The sequence below is a fragment of the Achromobacter deleyi genome (assembly GCF_013116765.2).
Taxonomy (GTDB): domain Bacteria; phylum Pseudomonadota; class Gammaproteobacteria; order Burkholderiales; family Burkholderiaceae_B; genus Achromobacter; species Achromobacter deleyi_A.
On record NZ_CP074375.1, the window covers coordinates 5104740 to 5130784 of the forward strand.

The following is a 26045-nucleotide window of genomic DNA, read 5'->3' on the forward strand; positions in this document are numbered from 1 at the left end:
GTATCGCGTCATGTTCGAATTCAAGAAAACCGGCCAGCAGCAAAAGCAGCGTTTCCGCCTGCGCGCCTGGGTGGGCGGCATATTCGCGCTGGTGTGCTTTGGCGTGCTGGTGGGCCGGTTCTGGTATCTGCAGGTCGACCGCTACGAAGGCCTGTCCGAACGCGCCGACCGCAACCGTATCGCCGTTGTGCCGATTCCGCCGCGCCGCGGCGAGATCCTGGACCGCAACGGCGAAGTCCTGGCGCGCAACTACCGCACCTATACGCTCGAAGTCGTGCCCGCCCAAGCAGGCAACATGAATGAGCTGTTCGAGCGCCTGACCGAGGTCGTCTACATCAGCCCGTCGGATCAGCGGCGCTTCAAACGTCGCGCGGCGGAGTCCAGCCGCTACGCCAGCCTGCAGCTGCGCAACAACCTGAACGAGACCGAGGCCGCCTGGTTCGCCGCGCACTCCTTCCAGTTTCCGGGCGTGGAGCTGCGCGCGCGCTGGGTGCGCGAGTATCCGCAAGGCGTGTCCGCCGCGCACGTGGTGGGTTACATCGGCCGCATCGCCGAGGGCGACAACGAAGAACTGGAGCGCGCCGGCCAGTTGGGCAACTACCGTGGCACCGAGGTCATCGGCAAGAAGGGTATCGAGAAGACCTGGGAGGAGCAGCTGCATGGCCGCACCGGACTGGAAGAGGTCGAGGTGACCGCCGGCGGTCGCCCCATGCGCACGCTGCGCCGGATCGATCCGGTGCCGGGCTCGGACATCATGCTGTCCATCGACCTGGGCCTGCAAAAGGTGGCGGAAGAAGCTTTCGAGGGACAGCGCGGCGCGCTGGTCGCGATCGACCCGGACACGGGCGAGGTCCTGGCCTTCGTGTCGCAACCGTCTTTCGATCCCAATCTGTTCGTGGACGGCATCGACGTGGACAACTGGCGCATGCTGAATGAATCGCCAGACCATCCCCTGATCAATCGCCCGCTGTACGGCACGTATCCCATCGGCTCCACCTACAAGCCTTTCGTGGGCCTGGCCGCGCTGGAACTGGGCAAGCGCCGCGCCACGGACCGCATCTCGGATCCCGGTTACTACGAATTTGGCGGCCAGAAATTCCGCAACGCGGGCGGCGCGGCCTATGGCATGACGGACATGCATAAGGCCATCGTGGTGTCGTCCGACACCTATTTCTATTCGCTCGGCCCCGAAATCGGCGTGAATGCGCTGCACGACTTCACCAAGCAGTTCGGCTTTGGCCAGATCACCGGCATCGACCTGGAAGGCGAGAAGCGCGGCGTATTGCCGTCCACCGACTGGAAGCGCGCGGCCTACAAGGACAAGGAACGCCAGCGCTGGTACGCCGGCGAGACGATCTCCGTGGCCGTGGGGCAGGGCTACAACGCCTTCACCCTGCTGCAGCTGGCGCAAGGCACGTCCACCCTGGCCAACAACGGCCTGTTCCGGCGTCCGCACCTGGTGCACGCCGTGCGCGATCCGCGCACCGGCGTGGCCAAGCCCACGGAGTCCACTCCCGACTACCGCATTCCGCTCAAGCAGGCCAACGTGGACGTGATCAAGAACGCGATGGCCGACGTCGTCCGGGCCGGCACGGCGCGCCGCGCGTTCGCCAATACGCCCTACCAGGCCGCCGGCAAGACCGGCACCGCGCAGGTGTTCAGCCTGCGAGGCGGCCATTACCGCGCCAGCGCCATCGACGAGCGCCTGCGCGACCATGCGCTGTTCATGGGCTTTGCGCCGTTGGAGCATCCTCGCATCGCCGTGTCGCTGATCGTCGAGAACGCGGGCTGGGGCGCCAGCGTGGCGGCGCCGGTGGCGCGCAAGGTGTTCGACTATTGGCTCGCCAAGGACCGGCAGGACAAGATCGTGCGGCCTGAGCGCGCCGATTCCATGGCCACCGTTGAAACCATTACTTCCGACCTGGTACGTCAACAATGAAGCGTCTGGGCCTCATCCTGCTGCGCGTCTTCACGGCATTCGACTGGCCGCTGCTGGCGATCCTGTTGATGTTCGCCGCGTTGGGCCTGACCGTGATGCATTCGGCGGTGGGCGGCACCGACTGGCGTTTCGCGGAACAGTCGCGCAACTTCATCATCGCGTTCTTCGCGATGTGGACCATGGCGCTGATTCCGCCCAAGTGGCTGATGAAGCTGGCCTTGCCCTTCTACGTGGTGGGCGTGGTCCTGCTGCTGGGCGTGGAGTTCTTCGGCGAAACCAGCAAAGGCGCGACGCGCTGGCTGAACCTGGGCGTGACGCGCATCCAGCCGTCCGAGATGATGAAGATCGCCGTGCCGATGATGTTGGCCTGGTACTTCCAGCGCCACGAAGGCGCTGTCCGGATCCGCGACTTCCTGGCCGCCGCGGCGATGCTGGCCGCGCCATTCGGGCTGATCGTGCTGCAGCCAGACCTGGGTACGGCGCTGCTGGTGTTCGGCGCGGGCTTTTTCGTGATCTATTTCGCGGGCCTGTCGTTCAAGCTGCTGGTGCCGGCCATGCTGGCAGGCATCATCGCCATCGGTACGCTGGTCTACTACGAAGACCAGCTGTGCGAGCCCGAAGTGAGCTGGGTGGTGCTGCACGATTACCAGAAGCACCGCGTCTGCACGCTGCTCAACCCCAGCTCCGATCCGCTGGGCAAGGGCTTCCATACGATCCAGTCGATGATCGCGGTGGGTTCGGGCGGCGTGTATGGCAAGGGCTACATGAAGGGTACGCAGACGCACCTGGACTTCATTCCCGAGCGCACCACCGACTTCATTTTCGCCGTGTACGCCGAGGAATTCGGCCTGTACGGCGGTATCGCCATCCTGGTTCTGTATGGCCTGATGATGGCGCGCGGCCTGACGATCGCGTCACGGGCTTCGTCACAGTTCGGGCGGCTGTTGTCGGGAGCGTTGACGATGATGCTGTTCATCTACGTGTTCGTGAACGTGGGGATGGTGACGGGGATTCTGCCTGTTGTCGGCGTGCCTTTGCCGTTCATGAGTTATGGGGGGACGGCGTTGTTCACGATGGGGATCGCGTTCGGGATCATGATGAGCATCAGTCGGCATCGATCTGTGAAGACTTGAGCTTTTTGGTCGATTCGATTTGCTTCGCTTTGTAGGTTGGTTTTTTTGCATGGGACGGGTCTCTTCGTAGGTCGCCCGGCGACGCGGGCGGTGGGGCTGCGAGCGCCCGCCATTGCGGTCCGGAGCCTTCGCTCCGGACGTCCCCTTCGTCATCTTCGTCACCGCCTTCGGCGGTTCCTTCAGATTCCCTCGGGCGCATGGAGGTTGCTCGCAGCCCCACCGCCCGCGCCGCCGGGCTACGAGCGTCTGGGTTTGATGCGCTGCTGGAGCTGTGGTCGGGGTAGGGAATCTGCGGGGTCGCCGAAATGCAGCCGCGCGGGCGGCTGCATTCGGCATATGGGCGTTGGGTCGTTGAGACGGTGTGCGCTTGTGCGAATGCGCAGGGTGGATTGCTAATGGCTCCGCAGTCAGGGGGAGGGGCGGTGATGGGCGGCGCGCGATGGCGAGCCGCTTGCGCATGCAGACTTGTGCGCGCGCGCCGCCCATCGGGCACTGGAGTTGAAATGGCGATTAGTGGCGGGCGAGAAGTCCGGGCCAGTTATTGCTGGCTCGATCGTCGGCCATCGCCAATTGCGGATATCCAGCCGTAAACAGCCTACAGCGGCGCAATAGTTTGTGGATCGCGAGCAGCGCGCAGCGCCATCATGTGCCGCAAGACACCGCGTGAGCCCCCAAAGGCCGCCCGGGCGGCCGGCCGGGGGCGGGCCCCGCAAGATATTCCACCACCACCCCACCCGTGGCGAGAACCTCAAGAACTCCGTCAGCCCCAGCGTCCGTGAAGATTCAACCACCAGAGCTCGGCGTGGCGGGGGCCTGGGGTGCGCGGGGCGTCGATAAGCCCGAGGGAATCCGAAGGAGTCGCCGAAGGCGAGGACGAGGATGACAAGGGGGAAGCCCGGAGCGAAGGCTCCGGGCCGCAATCGCAGCCCCGCGCACCCCAGGCCCCCGACGCGACGGGCGCCTTAAGAACTCAAGGCGCCCGCGAAAAAAACAACCAATCCCACTTCTAAGCCAGCATCAAGGCAAAGCCTCAGGCACGCCAAGATCCAGAGCCAGCTTGGTCAACCCATCCCAAATCCGGCTGTCGAACTCTACCGAATCCGCATTGACCGCCCGATTCCGGGCTTCATACTCGCCCGGATATTGCACGGCCTCGACTCCCGGCTGCGGCTTGCAGGCATGCAGGTAGTCGATGAATGCGCCCACCTCCATCGTCCGCCAATCCGTATTGAAGTCCACCTGGGGATCCAGCAGCAGCGCGAACATGTTGTTCGTTGCCACGCCGATTCGCGGGTGTTCGGGCTGGATCGTGCCGCCGCCGGAAAGAACGCCCGCCAGCAGCTCGGCCACCAGGCCCAGCGCGTAGCCCTTGTGGCCGCCGAACGGCAGCAGGGCGCCGGGAGGATCGGAGAACAGCGCGTTCGGGTCCGTCGTCGGATTGCCGTCAGCGTCGATCAGCGATCCCGGCGGCGCCTGCTCGCCCTTGGCGGCCAGCACCCGCGCCTTGTTCACGGCGATGGAGCTGGTTGCCATGTCCACGATGAAAGGCGGGCGGCCGCCAGGCAGCGGGCCGGCAAAGCACAGCGGGTTGGTGGTCAGGCACGCCTGCGCGCCGCCAAACGGGGCGACGGTGGGCGAGCGGTTGATCACATTGGTGAAGGCCAGCAGGATCAGCCCCTTGGCCGCCACCATCTCGCCGAAGTGGCCCATGCGGCCCAGGTGATGGCTGTGGCGCAGGGTCAGGATGCACTGGCCGTGCTCCTGCGTGCGCTCGATCGCCTTTTCGATAACCACCTTGCCGACGTACTGGCCCAGGCCGTGGTGGCCGTCATAGGCCAGCATGGCGCCCCGGTCATTGACCAGTTCGGGCCGGCCATCGGCTTGCGCCAAGCCCTCGGACAGCACGCGGCGGTAGTTCGTCAGGATGGACAGGCCGTGGCTGGTGTAGCCGACCCGGTCGGATTCGACCAGGTGCTCGGCCACATCCCGGGCGATATCTTCAGGCACCCCTTGCGCCACCAGCACTCGGCGGCCGTATTCGTTGGCTTGGGCAATCGTGATTTTCATGACGCTACCTCCTTACAGCCAGCCCAGCCAGCGCCAGTAGGTCATGCCCATCAGCAGCATCAGCAGATAACCGACGATGGTGACGATGATCCCGACCTTGGCAAACTGCTTGGCGTTGAAGGTTTCCGTTCCCAGGCACACCATGTTCTGCGGTGCGTTGATGGGCAGGATGAAACCGTAGCTGACCACGAAACCCAGCAGCATCGTCATGCCCAGGCGGCTGAAGTCGCCCGGCAGCGTGGCCAGCACCGAGATCAGGATCGGGAGCATGGCCGACGTCAGCGCGGTGGCGCTGGCAAAGCCCAGGTGGATGATGATCAGGAAGGCGGCCAGGATGGCGAAGATGGCCAGCGGTCCCAGATGGTCCAGGCCGGTATGCATTACCACCTGGTTGCCCAGCCATTGGCCGGCCTGTGTGGTCAGCAAGGCGGTGCCCAGGCTGATGCCCACGCCGAACACGATCACCGTGCCCCATGGGATGCGCGATTGCACGTCCTTCCATGTCATCACGCCAAAGCGCGGCAGCATCAGGAGGACCAGGCCGAAGTAGGTGGTCGACGTGGTGTCGAACTTGTGGAGCTTGCCTTCGGTCGACCAGAACAGCAGCAGCATGATCGACACGGCCATCAGGCGCTTCTGCGCGCCGGTCATGGGGCCCAGGTCCAGCAGCGACTTCTCGACCGCTTCCTTGCCTCCGGCGATGCTGTCGCTTTCCGGCGGCAGCAGCTTGAGCACGATGATGATCAGCACGGCCGACATGATCAGCGACCAGGGGGCGCCGGCGATGAGCCAGTCCGACCACGCCACGCGTTCGCCCAGCATCTTTTCCATGAAGCCGACCGTCAGCAGGTTCTGCGCCGCGGCGGTCTGGATGCCGACGTTCCAGATGCTCGTGGCCTGCGCCACGATGATCATGATGCCGGCGGCGATGTTGGAACGCTTGTCCACGCCGAAGGCCGCGATGACGCCCATCATGATGGGAACCACGGCCGCGCTGCGCGCGGTGGCGCTGGGCACGACCAGGCTCAGCACGATCGTCACGGCGATACATCCGATCAGGATGCGGCGAGTGCTGGTGCCCACCTTGGACAGCGTGACCAGCGCGATGCGCCGGTCCAGCCCGGTGAAGGTCATGGCCGCCGCAATGAACAAGGCGCCGGTAACGAGCGCCAGCGCCGAGTTTGCGAAGCCCGTCAGCGCCATGCTGATCGCGGCCGAGGTGCCGTAGAGCACTTGCGGGTCTTTGATTGTCGGAGCCGTGCCCAGCAGGAAGGCCATCAGCGTCGTGATCATGATCGCGCTGGCTTCGTAGGACACGGCTTCGGTAATCCAGACCACCACCGCGAATGCCAGGATGGCCAGCATGCGATGGCCGGCAACCGGCAGGTCGGCGGGCAGCGGCATCATCAGCACGCCGATCATCACCAGGATGCCGGCGACGAGTCCGATGGGGATTTTTGCTTTCTTTGGGGCTTGCGAGGCAGGGACTGCGGTTTCCGCGGCCATATCCTTCTCCGGTTGAGGTCAAACTGACGAGACACCGCCCGCGAGCACGGGATCAATCAATCATTCGGTGTGTCGACGCTACAGGATGATCGTGACGGCATTGAGGAAAACCCGTATTGATGTAGGTCAAGCTGATGAGGATTCGCGCTTGTGGAAATCCTGTTCCGGGCATTATGCTCGTCGCCCCGCCCGGGTCGCAAGCACGGGAATGTTGCATGAACGCAAATCAATTGTGCCCGCCGGCGCAGCAATTGGCACGATATTTCAGGGTTAATTTGCCCGTGCCATGACGCTAATGGCAGGTTCAGCCCAGCGCCAGGCGCAGTTGTTCGTCCAGGTGCAGCGTGGGCGCCACCCGCCAGCCGCTCTGGGCGTAGCGCAGCCAGCGGCCCAGCACCAGGTGCGTCAGCAGGCTGGCATGGGCGGCCACATTGGCCTCCTGCGGCAGGCCGCCGTCGGTGATGGCGATACGCAAAGATTGTTTCAACGACGCTTCAATCCGGTCGTTGATGTGGTTGATGCGTTCCTGCAGCCGGTTGTCTTCCGTGACGAGCGCGTCGCCGGTCAGAACCCGCGTCATGCCCTTGTTGCGTTCCGAGAAGGTCAGCAGCATGGAGACGGTCTTGTGGGCCTGGGCCAGGCCATAGGGCTCGGCGGCGGCGATCTGGTTCACCAGCGTGAAGATGCTGGTCTCGATGAATTCGATCAGCCCCTCGAACATCTGCGCCTTGCTCGCGAAGTGCCGGTACAGCGCGGCTTCCGAGACCTCCAGGCGCGCGGCAAGCGCGGCCGTGGTGATGCGGGACGCATGCGGCTGCTCCAGCATTTCGGCCAGGGTTTGCAGAATCTGGGTCTTGCGCTCGCCGGGTTTGCTCGCCATGGAAGGGTCTGCTCTGCGCAGGCTGACGGTGAAAGGGGGGGAGGAGCGCGCCGCTATCCCCGCAAGGGGCGCCGGCGTAACAATAAATCACTGACGGAGTTTACCCGCAAGTCGACGTATGCCGGTCGATGCGATCGCCCGCGCGAGAACGGCGTGCCAGGGTGATACACGTGGACGGTGCGCAAGCCCGCCTGGCGCGCGCCGCGCAGGTTGGCCAGCGTGTCTTCCACCAGCACCGCGCGGTGGGCCGGAACGCCCTCGCGGGCCAGCACGTAGCGCAGCAGGGCGGGCGAAGGCTTGGGCCGGAACTCGCCATGCAGCCGCATGTGTTCGATGGCCCACAGGCTGTCGAACTGGCGCAGGATGCCCAGGCGGGAAAGCACGGCGCGGGCATAGTGCAGCGGCGCATTGGTCAGCAGGACCTTGCGGCCGGGCAACTGCCGCAGCTTGTAGGCCAGCGCCTTTTCCGCGCGCACCAGCGGGCCGACGTCGAAGTCATGGCTGCGGTGCAGGAAGTCATGGGCATCCACGCCATGATGACGGACCATGCCTATCATCGTGGCGCCGTAGCGCTTCCAGTATTGCGAACGCACGCGATTGGCCGTGTCGATGTCCACGTTCAGCGCTTCGGCCACGGCCATGGTCATGCCGTGGTCGATCTTGGGGAAGATGGCGTGCGAGGTGTCGTGGAGCGTATTGTCCAGATCGAACAGCCACAGGCGTTCGGAAACGCCCGTGGCCGTGCGGCGCGAGCGGCGCAAGCGCACCGCCGGCCGCAGCAGGTAACGCTGTGCTCGCATCAGTGCGAGCTGATCATCGTGCCCACGCCTTGGTCGGTCAGGATTTCCAGCAGCAGGCAGTGCGGCACGCGGCCGTCGACGATGTGCACCGAGTTCACGCCGTTCTTGGCCGCGTCCAGCGCCGACGAGATCTTGGGCAGCATGCCGCCGGAGATCGTGCCGTCCGCGAACAGTTCGTCGATGGTCTGCGCCGACAGGCTGCGCAGCAGCTTGCCGCTCTTGTCCAGCACGCCCGGGGTGTTGGTCAGCATGAGCAGCTTTTCGGCGCCCAGCACTTCGGCCATCTTGCCGGCGACGACGTCGGCGTTGATGTTGTAGGCCGTGCCGTCCTCGCCATAGCCGATGGGCGAAATGACGGGAATGAACTGGTCGTCTTGCAGCGCCTTCACCACGGCCGGCTCGACCATGGTGATATCGCCGACGAAGCCGATGTCGATCGGTTCGGCGGGATTTTCCTTGTTGGCCATCAGTTTCTTCTGGGCCTGGATCAGTCCGCCGTCCTTGCCGGTCAGGCCCACGGCCTTGCCGCCGACCTCGTTGATCATCATGACGATGTCTTGCTGGACCTGGCCGCCCAGCACCCATTCCACCACTTCCATGGTTTCCGCGTCGGTGACGCGCATGCCCTGGATGAAGGTGCCCTGTTTGCCGATGCGGCGCAGCGCGTCATCGATCTGCGGACCGCCGCCGTGGACCACCACCGGATTCAGCCCCACCAGCTTGAGCAGCACGACATCGTGCGCGAAGCTGCGCTGCAATCGCTCTTCCGTCATGGCGTTGCCGCCGTACTTGACCACGATGGTCTTGCCGTGAAATCGTCGGATGTACGGCAGTGCTTCGGACAGCACCGCGGCTTTGACAGCGGGAGACGAAACGGCAGCAGGGTCGGGGGTGTCGGTCATGGCAGCTAAGTCGGCAAATAAGTAGTCAGTAAAGTTGGAGGGGGTAAAAAAATGCCTGCACAAGAACGCGTTCGGGACGCGGTAGCGCAAGCATACGACGGATTGTAGTACCCACAGGTTTCTTATGCTTTAAACCCATGTCCATATGCCCGACAAATAACCGGCATTCAGGTAAATTGGGGGCGTTTTCGCAACGGAGCGCCCCGCAAAAGGGGGCCAATCCACGTCGGCGGGCACCGATCCCCATTTTTTTACCTATAAAAGAGGCAAAACATGCGTTTGAACTTCGTCCGTTCCGCCCTGGTGGCGTCGGCCCTGCTGGTGGCGGCCAATGCCGCCCATGCTGAAAAAGTGGTGGTGGGCGCCACGCAGGTGCCGCATGCCGAGATCCTGGAAGTGGTCAAGCCGCAACTGGCCAAGGACGGCGTCGAGCTCGACATCAAGGTGTTCAGCGACTACGTGCAGCCCAACCTGCAACTGGCGGACAAGCAGCTGGACGCGAATTTCTTCCAGCATAAGCCTTATCTGGATTCCTTCAACAAGGACCGCAAGGCCACGCTGGTTCCGGTTGCCCTGGTTCATGTGGAACCGTTCGGCGGCTACTCCAAGAAGATCAAGAGCCTGTCCGAACTCAAGGATGGCGCCACGGTGGCGATCCCCAACGATCCGTCCAACGGCGGCCGGGCGCTCGTTCTGCTGCAAAAGCAGGGCGTGCTCAAGCTGAAGGACCCGTCCAACATCCTGGCCACGGCCGCGGACGTGGTCGAGAACCCCAAGAAGCTGAAGTTCCGCGAACTGGAAGCCGCGATGCTGCCGCGCTCGCTGGATGACGTGGACCTGGCGCTGATCAACACGAACTACGCGCTGGAAGCCGGCCTGGTCCCGACCAAGGACGCGCTGTTCATCGAGGGCGCCGATTCGCCGTACGCCAACATCCTGGTGACCCGCAGCGACAACAAGGACGCGCCGGCGATCAAGAAGCTGGTCAATGCGCTGCATTCGCCCGAAGTGAAGAAGTTCATCCAGGAAAAGTACAAGGGCGCCGTGATCCCGGCCTTCTGAAGCCAGGCCTGGCAATGCCACCCCGCAAACCGCCCGTTGATCGGGCGGTTTGTTTTTTGGGCGCGCGCGGCTTTCGGGCGGGATCGCCGGGGCGAAAAAAAACCGCCTTGCCGGGCGGTTCCTTGGGCTGCGGGCCGGCGGGGCTCAACCGGCCGCCAGGGCCTTTTCCACGGTCGCATGGAATTCAGCCTTGTCGTATTCGCCCAGATAACGCTTGATTATGCGTCCCTGTTTGTCGATCAGGAAGGCCGTGGGCGTGAGGCGGATGTCGCCGAAGGCGCGGGCGATGTCGCCCTTGGTGTCGAGCGCGACGGGGAACGGCAGCTTGCGCGTTTCGGCAAAGTTCAGCACGAAATTCGGGGGGTCGTAGTTCATGGCGACCGCGATCGCCTCATACCCCTTGCCCGCATATTCGTTGTAGGCCGAGATCGTGTCCGGCATCTGCTTCACACAGGTCACGCAGCTGGTTGCCCAGAACTTGACCAGCACGACCTTGCCGCGCAGATCCTGCATGGAGAAGGTCTTGCCTTCCAGGGTGGTGAAGGTGACGTCGGGGGCGGTCTGGGCAGGGCGCATGACGAACCAGGCGCCGATGCCGACCGCCACCAGGACGGCCAGGGCTACGATGGCTTTCTTCATTTGATGGGCATCGCCTCTACGCCGCCGCTCGTGCCGGACGCGCTGTCGTTTGCGGCGCCGGCGCCGCTTTCGATGGGCGCTTTGGTTTCCGTGGTGGAGTTGGATTTGGAGCCGCTACCCGACAGCCGGATGGCTTCGTCACGGCTGATGGTCTCGAAGAGCTTGACGACCTTGGTCACGCCGCCGACATCCGCGGTGGCGTTGGCGGCGTATTCGCCTTCGGCCTGCGTGACCTTGCCCATCAGGTAGACGACGCCGTGGTCGGTCGTCAGCGCGATGGTGCCGGACGGCACGTACTTGGTGTTGATCAGGGCGGTCTTGACCTTGGAGGTCAGCCAGGTGTCGTTGGAGCGCACGCCGAACGAGGCGATCGGGCCCACGTTCAGCTGGTTGATGACCTGCTTGACGTTCTCGATGCCCTGGGCGATGGCGGTGGCCTGGCTCTTGGCTTCCTCGGTCGGCACGTCGCCGGTCAGCAGCAGGTGGCCGCCATAGGCCATGGCATTGACGCGGGCGGTGTCGCCCAGCTTCTGCGAGATCTGGCTTTGCGCCTTGAACGCCATGTTCTGGTCTTCGAGCTGGACGCCGGACGTGCGGCGGTCCGTCACGACGACCGCCGTGGTGGCGGCGGCGCCACCCACGATCAGGGGCGCGCAGGCCGACAGCGAGAGCGCCGCGGTGGACAGCGCGGCGGCGAGCATCAGCGGGCGGACTGCGGTTCTGACGTCAGGAATCATTCGGTGTCTCCAAGCAGAAGAGCGTCTATGCCGTCGCACAGCGCGTGCAGCAGCAGAATATGGACTTCCTGGATGCGCATGGTGCGATCGCTGGGAACACATAGATGGACGTCCATGGGCGTAATGAGTTCCCCCATGACGCCGCCGCCCTTGCCGGTCAGGGCCAGCACGTGCATTTCGCGCGCGCTGGCGGCTTCCATGGCGCGGACCACATTGGGGGAATTGCCGCTGGTGGAAATGGCCACGAGCACGTCGCCAGCCTGGCCGAAGGCGTTGACCTGGCGTTCATAGATCTCGTCAAAGCCGTAGTCGTTGCCGACGGCCGTGAGGATCGCGGTGTCGGTATTGAGCGCGATGCCAGCCAGCGGCAGGCGCTCGCGTTCGAAGCGGCCCACCAGTTCGGCGATGAAATGCTGCGCATCGGCGGCTGAGCCGCCGTTGCCGCAAGCCAGAATCTTGCCGTTGTTTGCCAGGGCGCCGAATAGCACGTCCACCGCCACTGCCAGCGGTTCGGCCAGGACGTTCATGCTTTGTTCGCACGCGGCCATGGCGTCGCGAAAGTGCGACGTCATACGAGAGGTCATATCCATGGGCGCGATTATCTCACGCGGCAGGGTTGCCGTTCTGTCCATGCGTAACGATGGTGGAGCGGGACGTTACCGGGCCGCCGGTCTGCGTCCTGGCGGGTCATGGCAGCCAGAACGCCCCGCGCAGCCACTGAGGCTGGCCGGCATCAAACACGACCGCGTCGAAGCGGGCGGCCGGCGTCGTTCCGCGCCAATGCCGCCTGGCCAGTTCGGGCAGCCAGTGGGCCGCGGCGCGGGCGAGCCGCGCCTGCTTTTCGCGGCCGATGCTGGCGGCGGCGCCGCCATAGCGGGTCCGGGCGCGCGCCCGGACCTCGACGAAGACCAGGGTATCGCCGTCTCGCATGGCCAGGTCGATCTCGCCCGCGCGGCACCACAGGTTGCGCGCCAGCAGCGTCAGGCCTTGCGCCTGCAGCAGGCGCAGCGCGGCTGCTTCGTGCTGGTCGCCGCGGCGTTGCGTGGGCGAGCGTCGTGGGGGCGGGCGGTCGGCCCCGGGGGCGCGGCCAGCGCGCCGCCGTCGTTTGGCGGCACGGCGCCGCGCCGCCAGGGCAAGTTCGCAGGCAAGGCGCAAGGTGTCGTCCATCGTGGAGTTCCGAAAGCAGCGGGCATAGGCGGCTACACTGACATGGTTTTCCGTGTCAGCAGGCTGCAATGAATCAAAATGTCTCTCCCCCGATTGCCGGCGATGCCTGGTCCCGCGTTGCCGAGCGCGTGGCGGGGCAGCATTGGCCCGCCTCGACGCTATACGTCGTGGCAACGCCGATCGGCAATCTGGGCGATCTGGGGCTGCGGGCCTGGCATGCCTTGCAGCGCGCCGATGTGATCGCCGCCGAAGACACGCGCGCCAGCCGCACGCTGCTGGACGCGTGGGGCGTGAGCACGCCGCTCATGGCCGCCCACCGCCACAACGAGGCGGCGGCGGCGCAAGCCATCTGCGAGCGCCTGGCGCAAGGCCAGCGGGTGGCCCTGGTGTCCGATGCGGGCGCGCCCGCGGTCAGCGACCCCGGCGCGCGCGTGGTGCGAGCGGTGCGCGCCGCGGGGTTCACGGTAGTGCCGGTGCCGGGGCCCAGCGCGGTGATCGCGGCCCTGATGGGCAGCGGCGTCACCACGGATGAGAATCCCGCCTATGCCTTCGCGGGCTTTCCGCCGCCCAAGGCAGTGGCGCGGCAGCGCTGGCTGCGCAAATGGTGCGCCTTGCCCGCGCCTGTCGTGATGTTCGAATCGCCGCACCGGCTGGCAGCCACCCTGGCGGACCTGCTGGAAGTCTGCGGGCCGGACCGCCTGCTGACCGTGGCGCGCGAACTGACCAAGCGTTTCGAGGAGATCGCCACCTTTCCGATGGGCGAGGGCGCGGCCTGGCTGGCGGCGGACTCGCATCGCGAACAGGGCGAATTCGTGCTGATCGCGCATGCCCAGGCGGAACAGGAAGAGGACGAGGACGCCGATCTGCGCAGCGATGTCCTGCTGGACGCCCTGCTGGAGTCGCTGTCCGTGCGCGACGCCGCGCGCGTCGCCGCCAAGGTCACCGGCCAGCCGCGCGATGTGCTGTACAACCGGGCCCTGGCCCGCAAGAAGTCGTCGGAATAAGCCATGGTGTATTCAACTGTCGTGTCCAACAGGCCCGCCGACCCCCAAGAGCCGATCGCCTACCGGGACATGCCCACGCCGCTGGGCGAGATGCGCCTGGTCGCCAGCCCCAAGGGCTTGCGCGGCGCCTGGTTCACCGATCAGGAGCTGCTGCCGTCCGCGGAAGGCTGGACGCACACGGAATCCGATCCCATTCTTGAGCAGGCGCGCCGCGAACTGGACGAATGGTTCGCCGGAAAGCGTCGCAAGTTCGACGTGGCCCTGGACCCCGTGGGCACCACATTCCAGCACAAGGTCTGGCACGCGCTGTGCGCGCTGGATTTTGGCGCGCTGACCAGCTATGGCGAGCTTGCGCGCACGGTGGAGCGGCCCAAGGGCGCCCAGGCAGTGGGCGGCGCCGTCGGCCGCAATCCCATCATCATCATCATTCCCTGCCATCGGGTGATCGGCGCGGATACCTCGCTGACCGGTTTCGGTGGAGGCCTGCCGCGCAAGCAGGCGCTGCTGGCCCACGAAGGCAACCGCTACCTGAGCCGCAACGCGCGCGCTCGTCGCGTATGCGACGGCCAGGCCGAGCTGCCCTGGTAGGGCTCCCCTTTCCTACTGCGAAGCAATGCTGGGCAGAATGCCGATCCGGTCCGAGACGATCGGCACGGCGTTCAATGCGCTTTGCCTGTCGGGGTAGGGTCCGATCCTGACGCGGTACAGGTTGTTGGCTTGCTCGACCGATGCGGGCGGCGCGCCTTCGGCGCCAAGCTGCGTGTTGATGCGGCTGACCAGCGACTGCGCATTGGCCGGCTGGCTGAACGCGCCCACCTGCAGATAGACGCTGCCGCCAGCGCCCGCCGGCACCTGGCGAACCGGCGCGGAGCCGGGCGCGGGCGCCGTCGGCGGTTCGGCCAGGAGCGCCACGGGCACGGCGGCCACGGGCGCCAGGACCGGCGTGGAGCCGGTCGCCGATGCCGGCTCCGGCGCGGGAGCAGCCGGGGCGCCTTGCGAGGCCAGGCGGCGGATCTCGTCTTGCTGGATGGCCTCCACGACCACCTGGCCGCTGCCCGGGCCGATGATGCCCAGCTTGTAGGCCGCGACATAGGACAGATCCATGATCCGGTCGCTATGGAAGGGTCCGCGGTCGTTCACCCGCACGATGATCGTCTTGCCGTTGACCATGCTGGTGACGCGCGCGTAGCTGGGAATCGGCAGCGTGGTGTGGGCGGCCGTCATGGCGTACATGTCGTAGGACTCGCCGATGGACGTGGAATTGCCATGGAACTTCTTGCCGTACCAGGATGCGGTGCCGCGCTTCTTGTAGGGCTGGCCGCTGGTGTCGGGCACGTAACGCTGGCCGAATACGACGTAAGGCCGGTTCGCGCCGCTGGCATAGGGCTCTATCTTGGGCACCGCGTCCGGAACCTGGTCCAGATTGGACGGCGGATTGGCGTCCGGCCCGTCGTCCTTGTAGTAGCCCCCGCCTTTCTTGCGCCCGCCGGTGGAAGAGCAGCCCGCCACGGCAATGGCCAGCAGCACGATGAGGATCAGGTGTAGAGGGCGGGACAGCGTCATGCGGATTCGTCGGGCAGTTGGGTGCGATGGCGCACCAGCAGGGGATCGTGGTCGGCAAAGCGCAGCGCCAGCTGCTCGACCACGTAGACCGAACGGTGCTGGCCGCCGGTGCAGCCGATGGCCACCGTCAGGTAGTTGCGGGTGTCTTGCGTGTATTGCGGCAGCCAGCGGTTCAGGAAGCCGGCGATGTCGTCGATCATCTGGCCCACCTGCTCGTAGCCGGCCAGCCACGTGGCCACGGGCTCGTCGCGGCCCGTCAGCGGGCGCAGGTTGCGGTCGTAGTGGGGGTTGGGCAGGCAACGCACATCGAACACCAGGTCGGCGTCGCCCGGCACGCCGCGCTTGTAGGCGAACGATTCGAAGGTCAGCACCAGCGGCGCGCGGTCGGCCTTGATCAGGTCGCGGATCCAGGCGCGCAACTGGCCGGGCGTCAGGTCCGAGGTGTCGATGACATGCTCCTGCTCGCGCAGCGGCGCCAGCAGTTCACGTTCGAGGGCGATGCAATCGGTCAGCGAGGGGGCGGTGCCGCCGCGTTGCAGGCGGTCGGTCAGCGGATGGCGGCGCCGGGACTCGGAGTAGCGCTGCACCAGCGTTGCCGTGCTGGCGTCCAGGAACACCACGCGCAGGCTGGTGCCCATGGCGCGCAGCGCGGTAACCACATCGGGCAGTTCGGCCAGTTCGCCGGGGGATCGGACGTCGATGGCGACGGCGACCCGCTCCATGCCGTCATCGCGGGCATTGGCGATGAATTCGGTCAGGAAGCGGACCGGCAGGTTGTCGACGCAGGTGTAGCTGGCATCCTCGAGCATGCGCAGGGCGACGGATTTGCCTGAGCCGGAGATGCCGGTGACGAGGACGACTTTCAACATGGACATGATTGTGGCACGCTTTTCCAGGACGATGCCGGCGGGATAGCATCTGATATGGCCATAAACTCGAGATCTGCGCCTGTACCCTTTTACGCGCCCTGGCGTAAGCTTGGGGCCGGATACTTAGCAGATTCACTTTACGCGCCCCGCCGTCATGCGATTCGGGGGATTGGAATTCGACCTAGATGTTAGCCCTCATTTCCTTTCGTAGTGTTTCACTGCCGCGGTTTTGGGCAATTCCGGGATGGTTGGCTGCGGTAGCCGTTGCCTTCATGGCCGCGCCGGCGCTGGCTCAGCAGGCTCCGCAAGAGACCTTGCGGCCGGACACCATGGCGGCTCGCGTGGCCGCCTGTACGGCCTGTCATGGCGCGCAGGGCAGGGCGGGAGCCGATGGCTACTATCCGCGCCTTGCCGGCAAGCCGCAGGACTATCTTTATCATCAGCTGTTGAATTTCCGCGACGGCCGGCGGCAGTACCGGCCGATGACGCATCTGCTGACCGGCCTGCCCGATGACTACCTGCGGGAAATGGCCGCGTATTTTTCAGGGCAGCACGTGCCCTATCCGGCGCCGGTTCGCGCCGACGTGTCCGCCGCCACGCTGGAGGCCGGCCGCAAGCTGGCCAGGGACGGCGACGCCGCCCGCGGCCTTCCCGCTTGCGCATCCTGTCATGGCGCCGCCCTGGGCGGCATGCTTCCGGCCATCCCGGGCCTGCTGGGACTGCCCCGCGACTACATCGGCGCGCAGATCGGCAGCTGGAAGAACGGCCTGCGCCGCGCCGCCGCGCCGGACTGCATGGCGGACATCTCCAACAAGCTCACCCCCACCGACATCGGCGCCCTGGCGGCGTGGCTGTCGTCGCAACCCGTCGTCGAGCCCTACGCGCCCGACGCCGCGGGTTCGGTCCGGCTGCCCGCGGAATGCGGCAGCCAGGCGCAACGGTAAACGGGGGCCCGGATGAAGCTCATGAAGAAAGTCCTGTGGCTCCTGCTGCTGCTGGCGATCGTGGTGGCGGGCAGCCTGTACTGGCTGGGTACGCGCGATGACGCCAGCACCGGCCCCGCCGCGGCCGCGGCCGATGGCGCATCCCTGATCGAGCGTGGGCGCTACCTGGCGCTGGCCGGCAATTGCATGGCCTGCCACACCAGCCGGGGCGGCAAGGCGCTGGCGGGCGGCACCCCCATCCCTACGCCATTCGGGACGGTCTACGGGCCCAACATCACGCCCGACGACAAGACCGGCATCGGCGGCTGGACGGCCGACGATTTCTGGCAGGCGCTCCACAACGGCAAGTCCAGGGACGGCACACTGCTGTATCCGGCCTTCCCGTACACCGAATACACCCGCGTCACGCGCGGCGATTCCGATGCGCTGTTCGCCTACCTGCGCAGCGTCACGCCCGTCAGCCAGCCCAACCGGCCGCCGGAACTGGATTTTCCCTATGACCAGCGCGCCTTGCTGGCCGCCTGGCGCGCGCTGTATTTCAAGCCGGGCGTGCAGGAGCCCGACGCCAGCCAGTCGGTGCAATGGAATCGCGGCCGCTATCTGGTCGAAGGGCTGGGCCATTGCGCCGCCTGCCACACGCCGCGCAACAGCCTGGGCGCCACGCGCTCGGCCGACGCGCTGACCGGCGGCCTCATCCCCGTGCTGGACTGGTATGCGCCGCCGCTCACCAACGACATGCGCACGGGCATGGGGCGCTGGACGGCGCAGGATATCGCCACCCTGCTCAAGACTGGCATCTCCAAGCATTCCACGGTCAGCGGGCCCATGGCCGAAGTCGTGCTGGGCAGCACCCAGCACCTGACCGATGAGGATGCGCTGGCCATCGGCGTCTATATCAAGTCCTTGCCGGCCACTCCAGCTTCCTCGGATCGGCCGACGGCAGCCGCCGCGCCGGCGGCAATCGAACTGGGGGGCAAGATCTATCGCCAGCAATGCGTCCAGTGCCACCAGTCCGAAGGCGAGGGCAGCGGCTCGGCATGGCCCGCACTGGCGGGCAACCCCACGGTGACGGCGCCGTCGCCGGTCAATGTCATCCGCATGGTGCTGGACGGCGGCTATGCGCCCGCCACCGCGTCGAATCCCCGGCCTCACGGCATGCCGCCGTTCGGACAGCTGCTCAATGACAATGACATCGCAATGCTGGTGACCTACATCCGCAACAGCTGGGGCAACGAAGCGGGCGGCGTGACGCCGCTGGAGGTCAAGCGCGCGCGCGCCGCGTCGACGCTGAATTAGTTGTGAACGGGCGCTGGCGCTAACGCGCCTGCACGGCCCGCGAGCAGGCCTCGCGCGCCAATTCGCCCAGCACGCGGATGGCGGCTTCGGTGCCGGCATCCCAGGGGTGTCCGTAATTCAGGCGCAGCGCGCTGCCGAATTGTCCGCTGGCGGAAAAAATCGGACCCGGCGCCACGCTGATGCCGCGCGCCAGCGCTTCGCGGTGCAGCACCAGCGCATCCACGGCCGCGGGCAATTCCAGCCACAGGAAGAAGCCGCCTTGCGGGCGCGTCACGCGCGTGCCTGCCGGGAATTCATGCGCGATCGCATCGGCCATGCGTTCCTGCTGCGTCTGCAAGGTCTCGCGCAGCCGGCGCAGATGGCGGTCATAGCCGCCTTGTTCCAGATACTCGGCGATCGCGCCTTGCGCGGGGCCGGAGGCCGACAGTGTCGACGACAGTTTCAGGCGCTGCACGCGCTGCGCGTAGCGGCCCGCGCTGGCCCAGCCGATGCGGTAGCCCGGCGCCAGGCATTTCGAAAACGACGAGCAATGCAGCACCAGTCCCTGCGTGTCGTAGGCCTTGGCCGGCACCGGCCGCGCCGATCCGAAGTAGAGCTCGCCATAGACATCGTCCTCGATCAAGGGGATGTCGTGCCGGGCCAGCAGCTGGACCAGCTGCCGTTTCTTTTCGTCCGGCATCAGGCAGCCCAGCGGGTTCTGGAACTGCGTCATCAGCCAGCAGGCGCGCGGCGCATGGCGCTCGATGGCCGCTTCCATCGCGTCCAGATCGATGCCGGTGCGTGGATGGGTCGGCACTTCCAGCGCTTTCAGGCCCAGTCTTTCCAGGGCCTGCAAGGCGCCGTAGAACGTGGGCGCCTCGACGATGACCGTGTCGCCCGGCTGCGTGACCGCTTGCAGGCAGAGGTTCAGCGCTTCGAGCGCGCCGTTGGTGATGACGATGTCGTTGGCGGGAAGATTGATGCCGCCGATCAGGTAGCGCAGCGCGATCTGCCGGCGCAGCCGCGGGTTGCCGGGGGCCAGGTCTTCCACCGTATCGCGCGGATCCTGGCGCTTGAGGTGCGCGGCCATCGCCTGCGCCAGCCGCGGCAGCGGAAACAGCAGCGGCGAGGGGAAGGCTGATCCCAACGGGGTGACGTCGCGGTTGCGCACGGAACCAAGGATGTCGAAGATCCGCTCGCTGATCGCCAGCTCCGTCGATTCACCGCCCGGACACGAGGCGCCGGGCTCGGGCGGCAGGGACTCCGCCGGCGCGTTGACGTAGTAGCCCGAACGCGGCTGCGCGCGGATCAGGCCGCGCGCTTCCAGCAGGTAATAGGCCTGGAACACCGTGGAGGGGCTGACTCCGCGCGCGGAGCAGGCATCGCGCACGGAGGCCAGCTTGTCGCCGGCGCGCAGCACGCCGGAGGCGATCGACTTGGCGATCTCGTCGGCCAGGATCTCGTAAAGGCTCACGATTCCGCGGGACGACGGCGCGTGTTCATTTGCTGCTTTGGAGAATCGCCATGGCCTGGCGTTCCATGAATTCGCCCAGGGTGTCGATGCCGCGCAACTTCAGTATCGTGTTGCGCACGGCGGCCTCCACCAGCACCGCGAGGTTGCGGCCAGCGGCCACTTGCAGCATCACCTTGCGCACGGGCAGGCCCAGCATGTCCTGCGTGATGTCCTGCAGCGGCAGGCGTTCGAACTTGTCCTGCGCGGTGGCCCGCACCAGGTGCACGATGAGCTTGAGCCGCATCTTCCGGCGCACCGAGGTCTCGCCGAAGATGGTGCGGATGTCCAGCAGGCCCAGGCCGCGCACTTCCAGCAGGTTCTGCAGGAGCTGGGGGCAGTGGCCTTCGATCATGTTGGGCGCGGTGCGCGAGAATTCCACGGCGTCATCGGCCACCAGGCCGTGCCCGCGCGAGATCAGTTCCAGCGCCAGTTCGCTCTTGCCCAGGCCCGATTCGCCGGTGATCAGCACGCCCAGCCCCAGCACGTCGAGGAAGACGCCGTGCACGGTGGTGGTGGGCGCCAGCTTCTTGCCCAGGTAGATGCGCAGCAGGTCGATGAGCTGCGCGGCCGCCACCGGCGTGGACAGCAGCGGCACCTGGTGCTGGTCGCATTGGTCGATCAGATCCTGCGGCGGCGTCAGGCCGTCGGCCAGCAGAATGGCGGGCACGCCGCCAATCAGCAGCTCGTCCATGTGGTGCATGCGGCGGCGCAGGTCGAAGCGCGTGTAGTACGCCAGCTCTTCCTGCCCGAATACCTGGATGCGCGACGGATGGATCAGATTCAAGTGGCCGACGAGGTCGGCCGCCGCCATGCCGTCGTCGGGGATCGCGCGGTCCGCGGCGCCTTGGCCAGATATCCAGTTAAAGGGGATTTTGTCGGCGTTGTCGTCGACGAGTTCCTGCACCGTAAGCATGGCAGCGTTTCCGCGAGGGTCAGAGTTGGCCGGTCGTGAGCATCTTGTGGACGATGGCCGGATCGGGCTCCGTGGCCAGGGCCTCGCGCAATGCCTTGTTGGACATGAGCTGGGCAAGTTCGGCCAGGATGTCCAGGTGCTGCTGGGTGGCCGTTTCCGGCACCAGCAGGCACAGCAGCATCGACACGGGTTGTCCGTCGGGGGCGTCGAAGGTGATGGGCTGGCTCAGGCGGATGAATGCCGCCAGCGCCTGCTCCAGGCCTTTCACGCGGCCGTGCGGAACGGCCACGCCCTGCCCAAGGGCAGTGGAGCCTAAGCGTTCCCGGGCGAACAGGCTGTCGAACACGAGCGCGCGTGCCAAGCCATGGTTGTTTTCAAAAAGCAGGCCGGCCTGTTCGAACGCACGTTTCTTGCTCGTTGCGAGCATATCGAGCACGACGTTGCCGGCGGGGAGGATGCGCGACAAATGATTCATCGGATCATTATATGGTTATATGACGCACTGCAATAATTAGCCTCCAGGGCAGGCCCGTGGAGGGGCGCCGAGGGAGCGGCAAGAGCGACAGCATAGACCGATAGCGCCGGATTGTGGGCATTCTGTCGTCGGCAGCGGTGGAGCGGCCGGGAAGACGCGGGAATTGCACGGGGAAAAGCGGATCCGCCGGCGATGGCCGGGAATTGGGGGCAGATGGGTGGGGGGTACTGCGGGAGGGAGTTTGCCGATGCCCCGGCTGGACGGAGGGTCTAGCGGGACACCGGGACTTAGGCAGGATCCTAGGATCGCTGTTTAGCTCGTCGCTCAGGGCGAGTGGTCATGAAGCGCGTTACTGCTGGGGTGGCGAGAGGCTCGCCGCTTGCCGCTTCACGGACTCCGCTGAATGACTTCTTACCTTGTCCTTGTGCTTGATGACCTGACGGTCGACTTTGTCAGCAAGAAGGTCTATCGCTGCATAGAGGTTTTCATCGGTTGCTTCACAATGAATGTCCTTACCGCTTAGACGCATGGTGATTTCGGCTCTATGCCGCAGGGGCTCTACCGAGAGCATGACCTGGGTATCGATGACGTGATCGAAATGCCGCAGCACTCGCGCCAATTTGTTCATGACATATTCCCGGATTGCCGGGGTGACGTCGAGGTGACGACCGCAGATGCTCAGGTTCATAGTGTGCTCTCCTTCTAAAAGAGGAAAAAAGTTGCGCAAAAGGCGCGTTCGATTCGTTAGGCGTTCTCCTTCAATAAGCAGGTTCGTTTAGTACTAGTGTATAGACTCGGGCCGATAAAACAAGCTGACCTAGCGCAAGAACATGGCATTTTTATGGCTGAACCCCTAGGGCGTATGAGCCTCTTCCAGGCAGGCGCCTAGGGGTCTTCCCCAGGGGGAGTTACATGCGGAAGTGCTCGCCCAGATAGACGCGGCGCACGGCGGGATCGCCCACGATTTCGTCCGGGTGGCCGTCGGTCAGCACCTTGCCTTCGCTGATGATGTAGGCGCGGTCGCAGATGCCCAGCGTTTCGCGCACGTTGTGGTCGGTGATCAGCACGCCGATGCCGCGGCCCTTCAGGAAGCGCACGATGCGCTGGATCTCGATGACGGCGATGGGGTCCACGCCGGCAAACGGTTCGTCCAGCAGGATGAAGCGCGGGCTGGTGGCCAGCGCCCGCGCGATTTCCACGCGGCGGCGTTCGCCGCCGGACAGCGAAATCGCCGCGTTGCTCCGGATATGGCCGATCTGGAGTTCTTCCAGAAGGGACTCCATCTGTTCGTTGATCTTGGGTGTCGACAGGGGGCGGCCATCCGGCCCCAGTTGAAGCTCCAGCACGGCGCGGATGTTCTGCTCGACCGTCAGTCGGCGGAAGACGGAGGCATCCTGCGGCAGGTACGACAGGCCCATGCGCGCGCGCTTATGGATCGGCATCGCCGTGATGACCGCGCCATCGATCTCGATGCGGCCGGCGTCCGCGGGCACAAGGCCCACGATCATGTAGAAGCTGGTGGTCTTGCCCGCGCCGTTGGGGCCCAGCAGGCCGACGACTTCGCCGCTGACCACGGACAGGGACACATCCTGCACGACGGTCCGGCCGTTATAGGTCTTGCGCAATCCGGTTGCGCGCAGGCTGCCCTGCTTGACGCCCGAAGGGGCGGAGGTCACGGGTGTCGGCACTGAGGGTTGGTTCATTCGTGGCTGCGAGTGGTGTTGCGTGGGGAGCGCTTTAGCGCCCTTTCTTGGCTGCCTGCTGCTTGCGGCATTCGGCGACGGCTGCGTCCGCCTTGGCGCGCGGTTCAGCCACCGAGCGCACCCGGCCGCCGGCCGCGGCGGAGTTGGGGCCGCCCTGGGCTTCGTAGGTGCCGGTCTTCTCGTTGTAGCGTACCCGTTCGCCCCGAATGGTATCGAACGGTTTCCCACAGACATAACGGACCACGACAGCCTGGCCGATCAGGTCGAAAGTGCTTTTGGTGCCGTCGTATTCGGCGCGCAGGCCCTTGCCTTCGATGAGCTCGAAGGTATCGGGGCGTTCCTGGCGGATCGTGACTACCTTGCCCTTGTCGGCGGTGGCCGTGCCGTACTGGTTGCCCTGCGCGTCTTCGGTCATCTGCAGCGTGTCGGACGACAGGGTCATGAGGCCGCGCGTCAGGTTGACGTTGCCTGTGAATACACTTTGCTTCTTCACGTCGTCATAGTGCAGGGTGTCCGACAGGATCAGCGTGCTGGGCTCTTCGGCGGGCGTGGCCGCCTTCGGCGCCGGGTCGGCCGCGTAGACCGGCGCAAGCGCCGAGGCCGTCAGCAGGACGGCGCCGATCAGGCGAGTCGTTGGGGCGAGGAGAATCCGAAGGTCGGTCATGGTTTCTTCTGGTCAGTGTTGTTGGCTGGAATTTCGGTGCGGCGCTGTTGCTTGCCTTCCGAACCGGAAATTTCCACGTCGGTCGATGCCGAAACCTGCAATTGGCGTGTCTTGTTGTTGTAGTGCATGCCCTTGCCCGTCATGCGTGAGCGGCCCTTGAGGACGACCGCCGGCAGGTCGGTGAAGACGACGTCGTCGTCGGGCAGGATGATCAATTGCTGGCTGCGCACGTCCAGCATGTCGTTGTTGGCGTCGGGCTGACGCAGCACGTGGGCGTCGCCGTCCATGACGATGCGCTTGCCGCCTTGCTCCATGACGGCCGTCTTGGAGACGGCGACCGTGATGGGGTTGGCCTCGCGCTGGCCCACGGCGCGCGGCGCGGTGATGTGATACGAATCATCGTCGGGGAAATGCTCCGCGTATTCGCCCTCCAGCCGGTTGATGGGCTTGCCGCTGGGGTCGGTGCGCAGCATGACGAAATTGCGCGACCACGCGTCCATTTCATGCGTGATGCGGCGCGGCGGGTCCACCTGGATGGCCCGCTGCGCGTAATCGGCGGCCCACCAGGAACTGGAAACCAGCACCAGCAGCAGGAACAGCGCGATCAGGGAAGGAAAACGTTCTTTCATCAGGTTCGCCGCAAGGGCGTGTTCGTTGACGGGCCGATCATTGGATGGCGCCGGGGCCCAGCAGCCCGGGCGCCGCCAGGAACGCGCCCAGGCGTCCTTGGGCGGCCAGCAGGATGTCGCAGCATTCGCGCACGGCGCCGCTGCCGCCGGGATGGGTGGACACCCAGTGCGCGGCCTGGCTGACGTAGCCGGGGGCGTTCGGCACGCTGGCCGCAAAGCCAGCGCGCTGCATGGCCGGCAGGTCGATGATGTCATCGCCCATGTAGCCGGTCTGGTTCAGTTGGACACCGGAGCGCTGCGCAAGTTCGGCCAGGGCGCCGCCTTTGTCGCGCACGCCCTGCATGACCTCGGCAATGCCCAGTTCGGCGGCGCGGCGCGCGACAATGGGGCCGGATCGGCCGGTCATCAGCGCCACCTTCAGCCCGCCCTCCATCAGCAGCCGCAGCCCGTGGCCGTCCAGCGCGTTGAAGCGTTTTTGCAGTTCGCCGCTTTCGCCATAGTAGAGGCTGCCGTCGGTCAGCACGCCGTCCACGTCGAAAACCATCAGGCGCACGGCGGCGGCGCGTTCGCGCACGGTGGCGGGGATACGGGCGAGCACCAGCGCGTCGGCCGGGTGAGTCACGGAAGCAGAAAGAGTCATAGTCATACCACTTTAGCGGCCATCAGATCATGCATATGCAAGGCGCCGAGCAGCGCGCCGTCATTGTCCATCACCAGCATGTGATTGAGCCGTTGTTCGTCCATCTGCCGGGCGGCCTCGACGGCCAGCGCGTCGGGGTTGATGCTGCGCGGCGACCGCGTCATGCCCGACTCGACGGTCAGGCTGCGGATATCGCCGTGCCGCGCTATCAGGCGGCGCAAGTCGCCGTCGGTGAATATGCCCAGGGGGCGGTGCTGCGCGTCGGTCACGACCGTCATGCCCATGCCCTTGGCCGACATGACTTCCAGCGCCTGGGATACCGGGGTGCCGGCCATGACGATCGGCAGGGCGTCGCCCTGGCGCATGACGTCGCGCACGTGGGTCAGGAGGCGGCGGCCGAGAGCGCCGCCCGGATGGGAACGGGCGAAATCCTGGGGGCCGAAGCCGCGCGCTTCCAGGCAGGCGACGGCCAGGGCGTCGCCCAGGGCCAGGGCCGCGGTCGTGCTGGCGGTGGGGGCCAGGTTCATCGGGCAGGCCTCTTGGGCCACGCTGGCGTCCAGGTGGATGTCCGCCTGCTGGGCCAGTTCGGAGTGCGGATTGCCGGTAATGGCGACCAGCCCCGCGCCCATACGGCGTACGACGGGCAGGATGGTCAGCAGTTCCGCGCCCGAGCCCGAATAGGAAATGGCGATCAGCACGTCGTCCCGGGTGATCATGCCCAGGTCGCCATGGACGGCCTCGGCGGCATGGACGAAAAACGCGGGCGTGCCGGTGGAAGCCAGCGTCGCGGCGATCTTGCGGGCGATGTGCCCCGTCTTGCCGATGCCGCTCACGACCACGCGCCCGCGGCATGCCAGCAGCAGGTCCACGACCCGCGCAAAGCTGTCGTCCAGCCTGGCGGACAGGTCGAGCAGGCCCTGGCTTTCAATTCGCAGCGTCCTGCGCGCAGATGCCAGCGCGGTGCCGGACGATGTGGTGGGATGGTCAGTCATGGAGGGATTTTAATATCAGTATGCTAGTT

General features: G+C 65.8%; 27 protein-coding genes. 7 read left to right on the forward strand and 20 right to left on the reverse strand.

What is annotated here, in order from left to right:
- The first annotated feature begins 10 nt into the window (after positions 1-10).
- Entirely contained in the window at positions 11-1939 is a 1929-nt protein-coding gene (gene mrdA, locus HLG70_RS23140) for a penicillin-binding protein 2 (protein WP_171667848.1), read from the forward strand.
- Positions 1936-3072, forward strand: coding sequence for a rod shape-determining protein RodA (gene rodA, locus HLG70_RS23145; protein ID WP_171667849.1), 1137 nt, complete (start codon positions 1936-1938; stop codon positions 3070-3072). The genes mrdA and rodA overlap by 4 nt, the downstream gene beginning before the upstream one ends.
- A 1017-nt stretch (positions 3073-4089) precedes the next feature.
- Here the strand turns inward: rodA and HLG70_RS23150 are convergent.
- From HLG70_RS23150 to argB, 5 genes are all read right to left on the reverse strand, one after another.
- On the reverse strand, positions 4090-5139 hold the full coding sequence (locus HLG70_RS23150) for an Ldh family oxidoreductase (RefSeq protein ID WP_171667451.1): 1050 nt from the start codon (positions 5137-5139) through the stop codon (positions 4090-4092).
- 12 nt (positions 5140-5151) lie between these two features.
- Positions 5152-6645, reverse strand: a complete 1494-nt coding sequence (locus tag HLG70_RS23155) for a DASS family sodium-coupled anion symporter (protein WP_171667452.1) — start codon at positions 6643-6645, stop codon at positions 5152-5154.
- A 304-nt stretch (positions 6646-6949) separates the two neighbouring features.
- Positions 6950-7525, reverse strand: coding sequence for a nucleoid occlusion factor SlmA (gene slmA, locus HLG70_RS23160; protein ID WP_171667453.1), 576 nt, complete (start codon positions 7523-7525; stop codon positions 6950-6952).
- 53 nt (positions 7526-7578) lie between these two features.
- Positions 7579-8325 (reverse strand): pyrimidine 5'-nucleotidase, encoded by a 747-nt coding sequence (locus tag HLG70_RS23165; protein ID WP_171667454.1) that lies wholly within the window; start codon positions 8323-8325, stop codon positions 7579-7581.
- Positions 8325-9227, reverse strand: coding sequence for an acetylglutamate kinase (gene argB, locus HLG70_RS23170; RefSeq protein WP_171667455.1), 903 nt, complete (start codon positions 9225-9227; stop codon positions 8325-8327). Before argB ends, HLG70_RS23165 begins: the two co-directional genes overlap by 1 nt.
- Positions 9228-9500: 273 nt before the next feature.
- Here argB and HLG70_RS23175 point away from each other — a divergent pair, with 273 nt between their 5' ends.
- Positions 9501-10289 carry a MetQ/NlpA family ABC transporter substrate-binding protein gene (locus tag HLG70_RS23175; RefSeq protein WP_171667456.1) on the forward strand — a complete coding sequence of 263 codons (789 nt, stop codon included), beginning with the start codon at positions 9501-9503 and terminating at the stop codon, positions 10287-10289.
- 144 nt (positions 10290-10433) lie between these two features.
- Here HLG70_RS23175 and HLG70_RS23180 read toward each other — a convergent pair whose 3' ends face one another.
- From HLG70_RS23180 to HLG70_RS23195, 4 genes are all read right to left on the reverse strand, one after another.
- Positions 10434-10928: a peroxiredoxin family protein gene (locus HLG70_RS23180; protein WP_171667457.1), complete on the reverse strand. Its 495-nt coding sequence runs from the start codon at positions 10926-10928 to the stop codon at positions 10434-10436.
- Positions 10925-11665: a BON domain-containing protein gene (locus HLG70_RS23185; protein ID WP_171667458.1), complete on the reverse strand. Its 741-nt coding sequence runs from the start codon at positions 11663-11665 to the stop codon at positions 10925-10927. The genes HLG70_RS23180 and HLG70_RS23185 overlap by 4 nt, the downstream gene beginning before the upstream one ends.
- Positions 11662-12255 (reverse strand): phosphoheptose isomerase, encoded by a 594-nt coding sequence (locus HLG70_RS23190; RefSeq protein ID WP_006224736.1) that lies wholly within the window; start codon positions 12253-12255, stop codon positions 11662-11664. The genes HLG70_RS23185 and HLG70_RS23190 overlap by 4 nt, the downstream gene beginning before the upstream one ends.
- A 97-nt stretch (positions 12256-12352) precedes the next feature.
- Positions 12353-12832, reverse strand: a complete 480-nt coding sequence (locus tag HLG70_RS23195) for a YraN family protein (RefSeq protein WP_171667459.1) — start codon at positions 12830-12832, stop codon at positions 12353-12355.
- A gap of 68 nt (positions 12833-12900) precedes the next feature.
- Here HLG70_RS23195 and rsmI point away from each other — a divergent pair, with 68 nt between their 5' ends.
- Positions 12901-13836 carry a 16S rRNA (cytidine(1402)-2'-O)-methyltransferase gene (rsmI, locus tag HLG70_RS23200; protein ID WP_171667460.1) on the forward strand — a complete coding sequence of 312 codons (936 nt, stop codon included), beginning with the start codon at positions 12901-12903 and terminating at the stop codon, positions 13834-13836.
- Positions 13837-13839: 3 nt separating this feature from the next.
- Positions 13840-14424, forward strand: a complete 585-nt coding sequence (locus tag HLG70_RS23205) for a methylated-DNA--[protein]-cysteine S-methyltransferase (protein ID WP_171667461.1) — start codon at positions 13840-13842, stop codon at positions 14422-14424.
- A 12-nt stretch (positions 14425-14436) separates the two neighbouring features.
- Here the strand turns inward: HLG70_RS23205 and HLG70_RS23210 are convergent, their stop codons facing one another.
- Positions 14437-15399: a septal ring lytic transglycosylase RlpA family protein gene (locus HLG70_RS23210; RefSeq protein WP_171667462.1), complete on the reverse strand. Its 963-nt coding sequence runs from the start codon at positions 15397-15399 to the stop codon at positions 14437-14439.
- On the reverse strand, positions 15396-16268 hold the full coding sequence (gene rapZ, locus HLG70_RS23215) for an RNase adapter RapZ (protein ID WP_171667525.1): 873 nt from the start codon (positions 16266-16268) through the stop codon (positions 15396-15398). Before rapZ ends, HLG70_RS23210 begins: the two co-directional genes overlap by 4 nt.
- A gap of 185 nt (positions 16269-16453) precedes the next feature.
- Between rapZ and HLG70_RS23220 the strand changes: the two genes are divergently transcribed.
- Positions 16454-17212 carry a c-type cytochrome gene (locus HLG70_RS23220; protein WP_171667463.1) on the forward strand — a complete coding sequence of 253 codons (759 nt, stop codon included), beginning with the start codon at positions 16454-16456 and terminating at the stop codon, positions 17210-17212.
- 12 nt (positions 17213-17224) lie between these two features.
- Positions 17225-18508 carry a c-type cytochrome gene (locus tag HLG70_RS23225; protein ID WP_171667464.1) on the forward strand — a complete coding sequence of 428 codons (1284 nt, stop codon included), beginning with the start codon at positions 17225-17227 and terminating at the stop codon, positions 18506-18508.
- Positions 18509-18527: 19 nt separating this feature from the next.
- Here the strand turns inward: HLG70_RS23225 and HLG70_RS23230 are convergent, their stop codons facing one another.
- From HLG70_RS23230 to HLG70_RS23270, 9 genes are all read right to left on the reverse strand, one after another.
- Entirely contained in the window at positions 18528-19961 is a 1434-nt protein-coding gene (locus HLG70_RS23230; RefSeq protein WP_171667465.1) for a PLP-dependent aminotransferase family protein, read from the reverse strand.
- Between the two features lie 25 nt (positions 19962-19986).
- On the reverse strand, positions 19987-20913 hold the full coding sequence (gene hprK, locus HLG70_RS23235; protein WP_008166849.1) for an HPr(Ser) kinase/phosphatase: 927 nt from the start codon (positions 20911-20913) through the stop codon (positions 19987-19989).
- A 19-nt stretch (positions 20914-20932) separates the two neighbouring features.
- The gene (locus HLG70_RS23240) at positions 20933-21388 is read right to left on the reverse strand and encodes a PTS sugar transporter subunit IIA (protein ID WP_171667466.1); all 456 of its coding nucleotides are present in this window, start codon (positions 21386-21388) and stop codon (positions 20933-20935) included.
- A 349-nt stretch (positions 21389-21737) separates the two neighbouring features.
- Complete coding sequence (gene hpf / locus HLG70_RS23245) at positions 21738-22076, reverse strand: ribosome hibernation-promoting factor, HPF/YfiA family (RefSeq protein WP_006216296.1); 339 nt, start codon at positions 22074-22076, stop codon at positions 21738-21740.
- Positions 22077-22296: 220 nt separating this feature from the next.
- Positions 22297-23091, reverse strand: a complete 795-nt coding sequence (gene lptB / locus HLG70_RS23250) for an LPS export ABC transporter ATP-binding protein (protein ID WP_171667467.1) — start codon at positions 23089-23091, stop codon at positions 22297-22299.
- 34 nt (positions 23092-23125) lie between these two features.
- A complete protein-coding gene (gene lptA, locus HLG70_RS23255; protein WP_171667468.1) occupies positions 23126-23755 on the reverse strand; it encodes a lipopolysaccharide transport periplasmic protein LptA in 630 nt (209 codons plus the stop codon).
- Positions 23752-24384, reverse strand: a complete 633-nt coding sequence (gene lptC / locus HLG70_RS23260) for an LPS export ABC transporter periplasmic protein LptC (protein WP_171667469.1) — start codon at positions 24382-24384, stop codon at positions 23752-23754. The genes lptA and lptC overlap by 4 nt, the downstream gene beginning before the upstream one ends.
- Positions 24385-24421: 37 nt before the next feature.
- On the reverse strand, positions 24422-25030 hold the full coding sequence (locus tag HLG70_RS23265) for a KdsC family phosphatase (protein ID WP_171667470.1): 609 nt from the start codon (positions 25028-25030) through the stop codon (positions 24422-24424).
- Entirely contained in the window at positions 25027-26016 is a 990-nt protein-coding gene (locus HLG70_RS23270) for a KpsF/GutQ family sugar-phosphate isomerase (protein WP_171667471.1), read from the reverse strand. The genes HLG70_RS23265 and HLG70_RS23270 overlap by 4 nt, the downstream gene beginning before the upstream one ends.
- Positions 26017-26045 lie beyond the last annotated feature (29 nt).

What these genes read in the sequence shown, in the direction of transcription:
- mrdA (WP_171667848.1), top strand. Translation starts at nt 11, where the DNA reads ATGTTCGAATTCAAGAAAACCGGCCAGCAGCAAAAGCAGCGTTTCCGC.
- rodA (WP_171667849.1), top strand. Translation starts at nt 1,936, where the DNA reads ATGAAGCGTCTGGGCCTCATCCTGCTGCGCGTCTTCACGGCATTCGAC.
- HLG70_RS23150 (WP_171667451.1), bottom strand. Translation starts at nt 5,139, where the DNA reads ATGAAAATCACGATTGCCCAAGCCAACGAATACGGCCGCCGAGTGCTG.
- HLG70_RS23155 (WP_171667452.1), bottom strand. Translation starts at nt 6,645, where the DNA reads ATGGCCGCGGAAACCGCAGTCCCTGCCTCGCAAGCCCCAAAGAAAGCA.
- slmA (WP_171667453.1), bottom strand. Translation starts at nt 7,525, where the DNA reads ATGGCGAGCAAACCCGGCGAGCGCAAGACCCAGATTCTGCAAACCCTG.
- HLG70_RS23165 (WP_171667454.1), bottom strand. Translation starts at nt 8,325, where the DNA reads ATGCGAGCACAGCGTTACCTGCTGCGGCCGGCGGTGCGCTTGCGCCGC.
- argB (WP_171667455.1), bottom strand. Translation starts at nt 9,227, where the DNA reads ATGACCGACACCCCCGACCCTGCTGCCGTTTCGTCTCCCGCTGTCAAA.
- HLG70_RS23175 (WP_171667456.1), top strand. Translation starts at nt 9,501, where the DNA reads ATGCGTTTGAACTTCGTCCGTTCCGCCCTGGTGGCGTCGGCCCTGCTG.
- HLG70_RS23180 (WP_171667457.1), bottom strand. Translation starts at nt 10,928, where the DNA reads ATGAAGAAAGCCATCGTAGCCCTGGCCGTCCTGGTGGCGGTCGGCATC.
- HLG70_RS23185 (WP_171667458.1), bottom strand. Translation starts at nt 11,665, where the DNA reads ATGATTCCTGACGTCAGAACCGCAGTCCGCCCGCTGATGCTCGCCGCC.
- HLG70_RS23190 (WP_006224736.1), bottom strand. Translation starts at nt 12,255, where the DNA reads ATGGATATGACCTCTCGTATGACGTCGCACTTTCGCGACGCCATGGCC.
- HLG70_RS23195 (WP_171667459.1), bottom strand. Translation starts at nt 12,832, where the DNA reads ATGGACGACACCTTGCGCCTTGCCTGCGAACTTGCCCTGGCGGCGCGG.
- rsmI (WP_171667460.1), top strand. Translation starts at nt 12,901, where the DNA reads ATGAATCAAAATGTCTCTCCCCCGATTGCCGGCGATGCCTGGTCCCGC.
- HLG70_RS23205 (WP_171667461.1), top strand. Translation starts at nt 13,840, where the DNA reads ATGGTGTATTCAACTGTCGTGTCCAACAGGCCCGCCGACCCCCAAGAG.
- HLG70_RS23210 (WP_171667462.1), bottom strand. Translation starts at nt 15,399, where the DNA reads ATGACGCTGTCCCGCCCTCTACACCTGATCCTCATCGTGCTGCTGGCC.
- rapZ (WP_171667525.1), bottom strand. Translation starts at nt 16,268, where the DNA reads ATGTTGAAAGTCGTCCTCGTCACCGGCATCTCCGGCTCAGGCAAATCC.
- HLG70_RS23220 (WP_171667463.1), top strand. Translation starts at nt 16,454, where the DNA reads ATGTTAGCCCTCATTTCCTTTCGTAGTGTTTCACTGCCGCGGTTTTGG.
- HLG70_RS23225 (WP_171667464.1), top strand. Translation starts at nt 17,225, where the DNA reads ATGAAGCTCATGAAGAAAGTCCTGTGGCTCCTGCTGCTGCTGGCGATC.
- hprK (WP_008166849.1), bottom strand. Translation starts at nt 20,913, where the DNA reads ATGCTTACGGTGCAGGAACTCGTCGACGACAACGCCGACAAAATCCCC.
- HLG70_RS23240 (WP_171667466.1), bottom strand. Translation starts at nt 21,388, where the DNA reads ATGAATCATTTGTCGCGCATCCTCCCCGCCGGCAACGTCGTGCTCGAT.
- hpf (WP_006216296.1), bottom strand. Translation starts at nt 22,076, where the DNA reads ATGAACCTGAGCATCTGCGGTCGTCACCTCGACGTCACCCCGGCAATC.
- lptB (WP_171667467.1), bottom strand. Translation starts at nt 23,091, where the DNA reads ATGAACCAACCCTCAGTGCCGACACCCGTGACCTCCGCCCCTTCGGGC.
- lptA (WP_171667468.1), bottom strand. Translation starts at nt 23,755, where the DNA reads ATGACCGACCTTCGGATTCTCCTCGCCCCAACGACTCGCCTGATCGGC.
- lptC (WP_171667469.1), bottom strand. Translation starts at nt 24,384, where the DNA reads ATGAAAGAACGTTTTCCTTCCCTGATCGCGCTGTTCCTGCTGCTGGTG.
- HLG70_RS23265 (WP_171667470.1), bottom strand. Translation starts at nt 25,030, where the DNA reads ATGACTATGACTCTTTCTGCTTCCGTGACTCACCCGGCCGACGCGCTG.
- HLG70_RS23270 (WP_171667471.1), bottom strand. Translation starts at nt 26,016, where the DNA reads ATGACTGACCATCCCACCACATCGTCCGGCACCGCGCTGGCATCTGCG.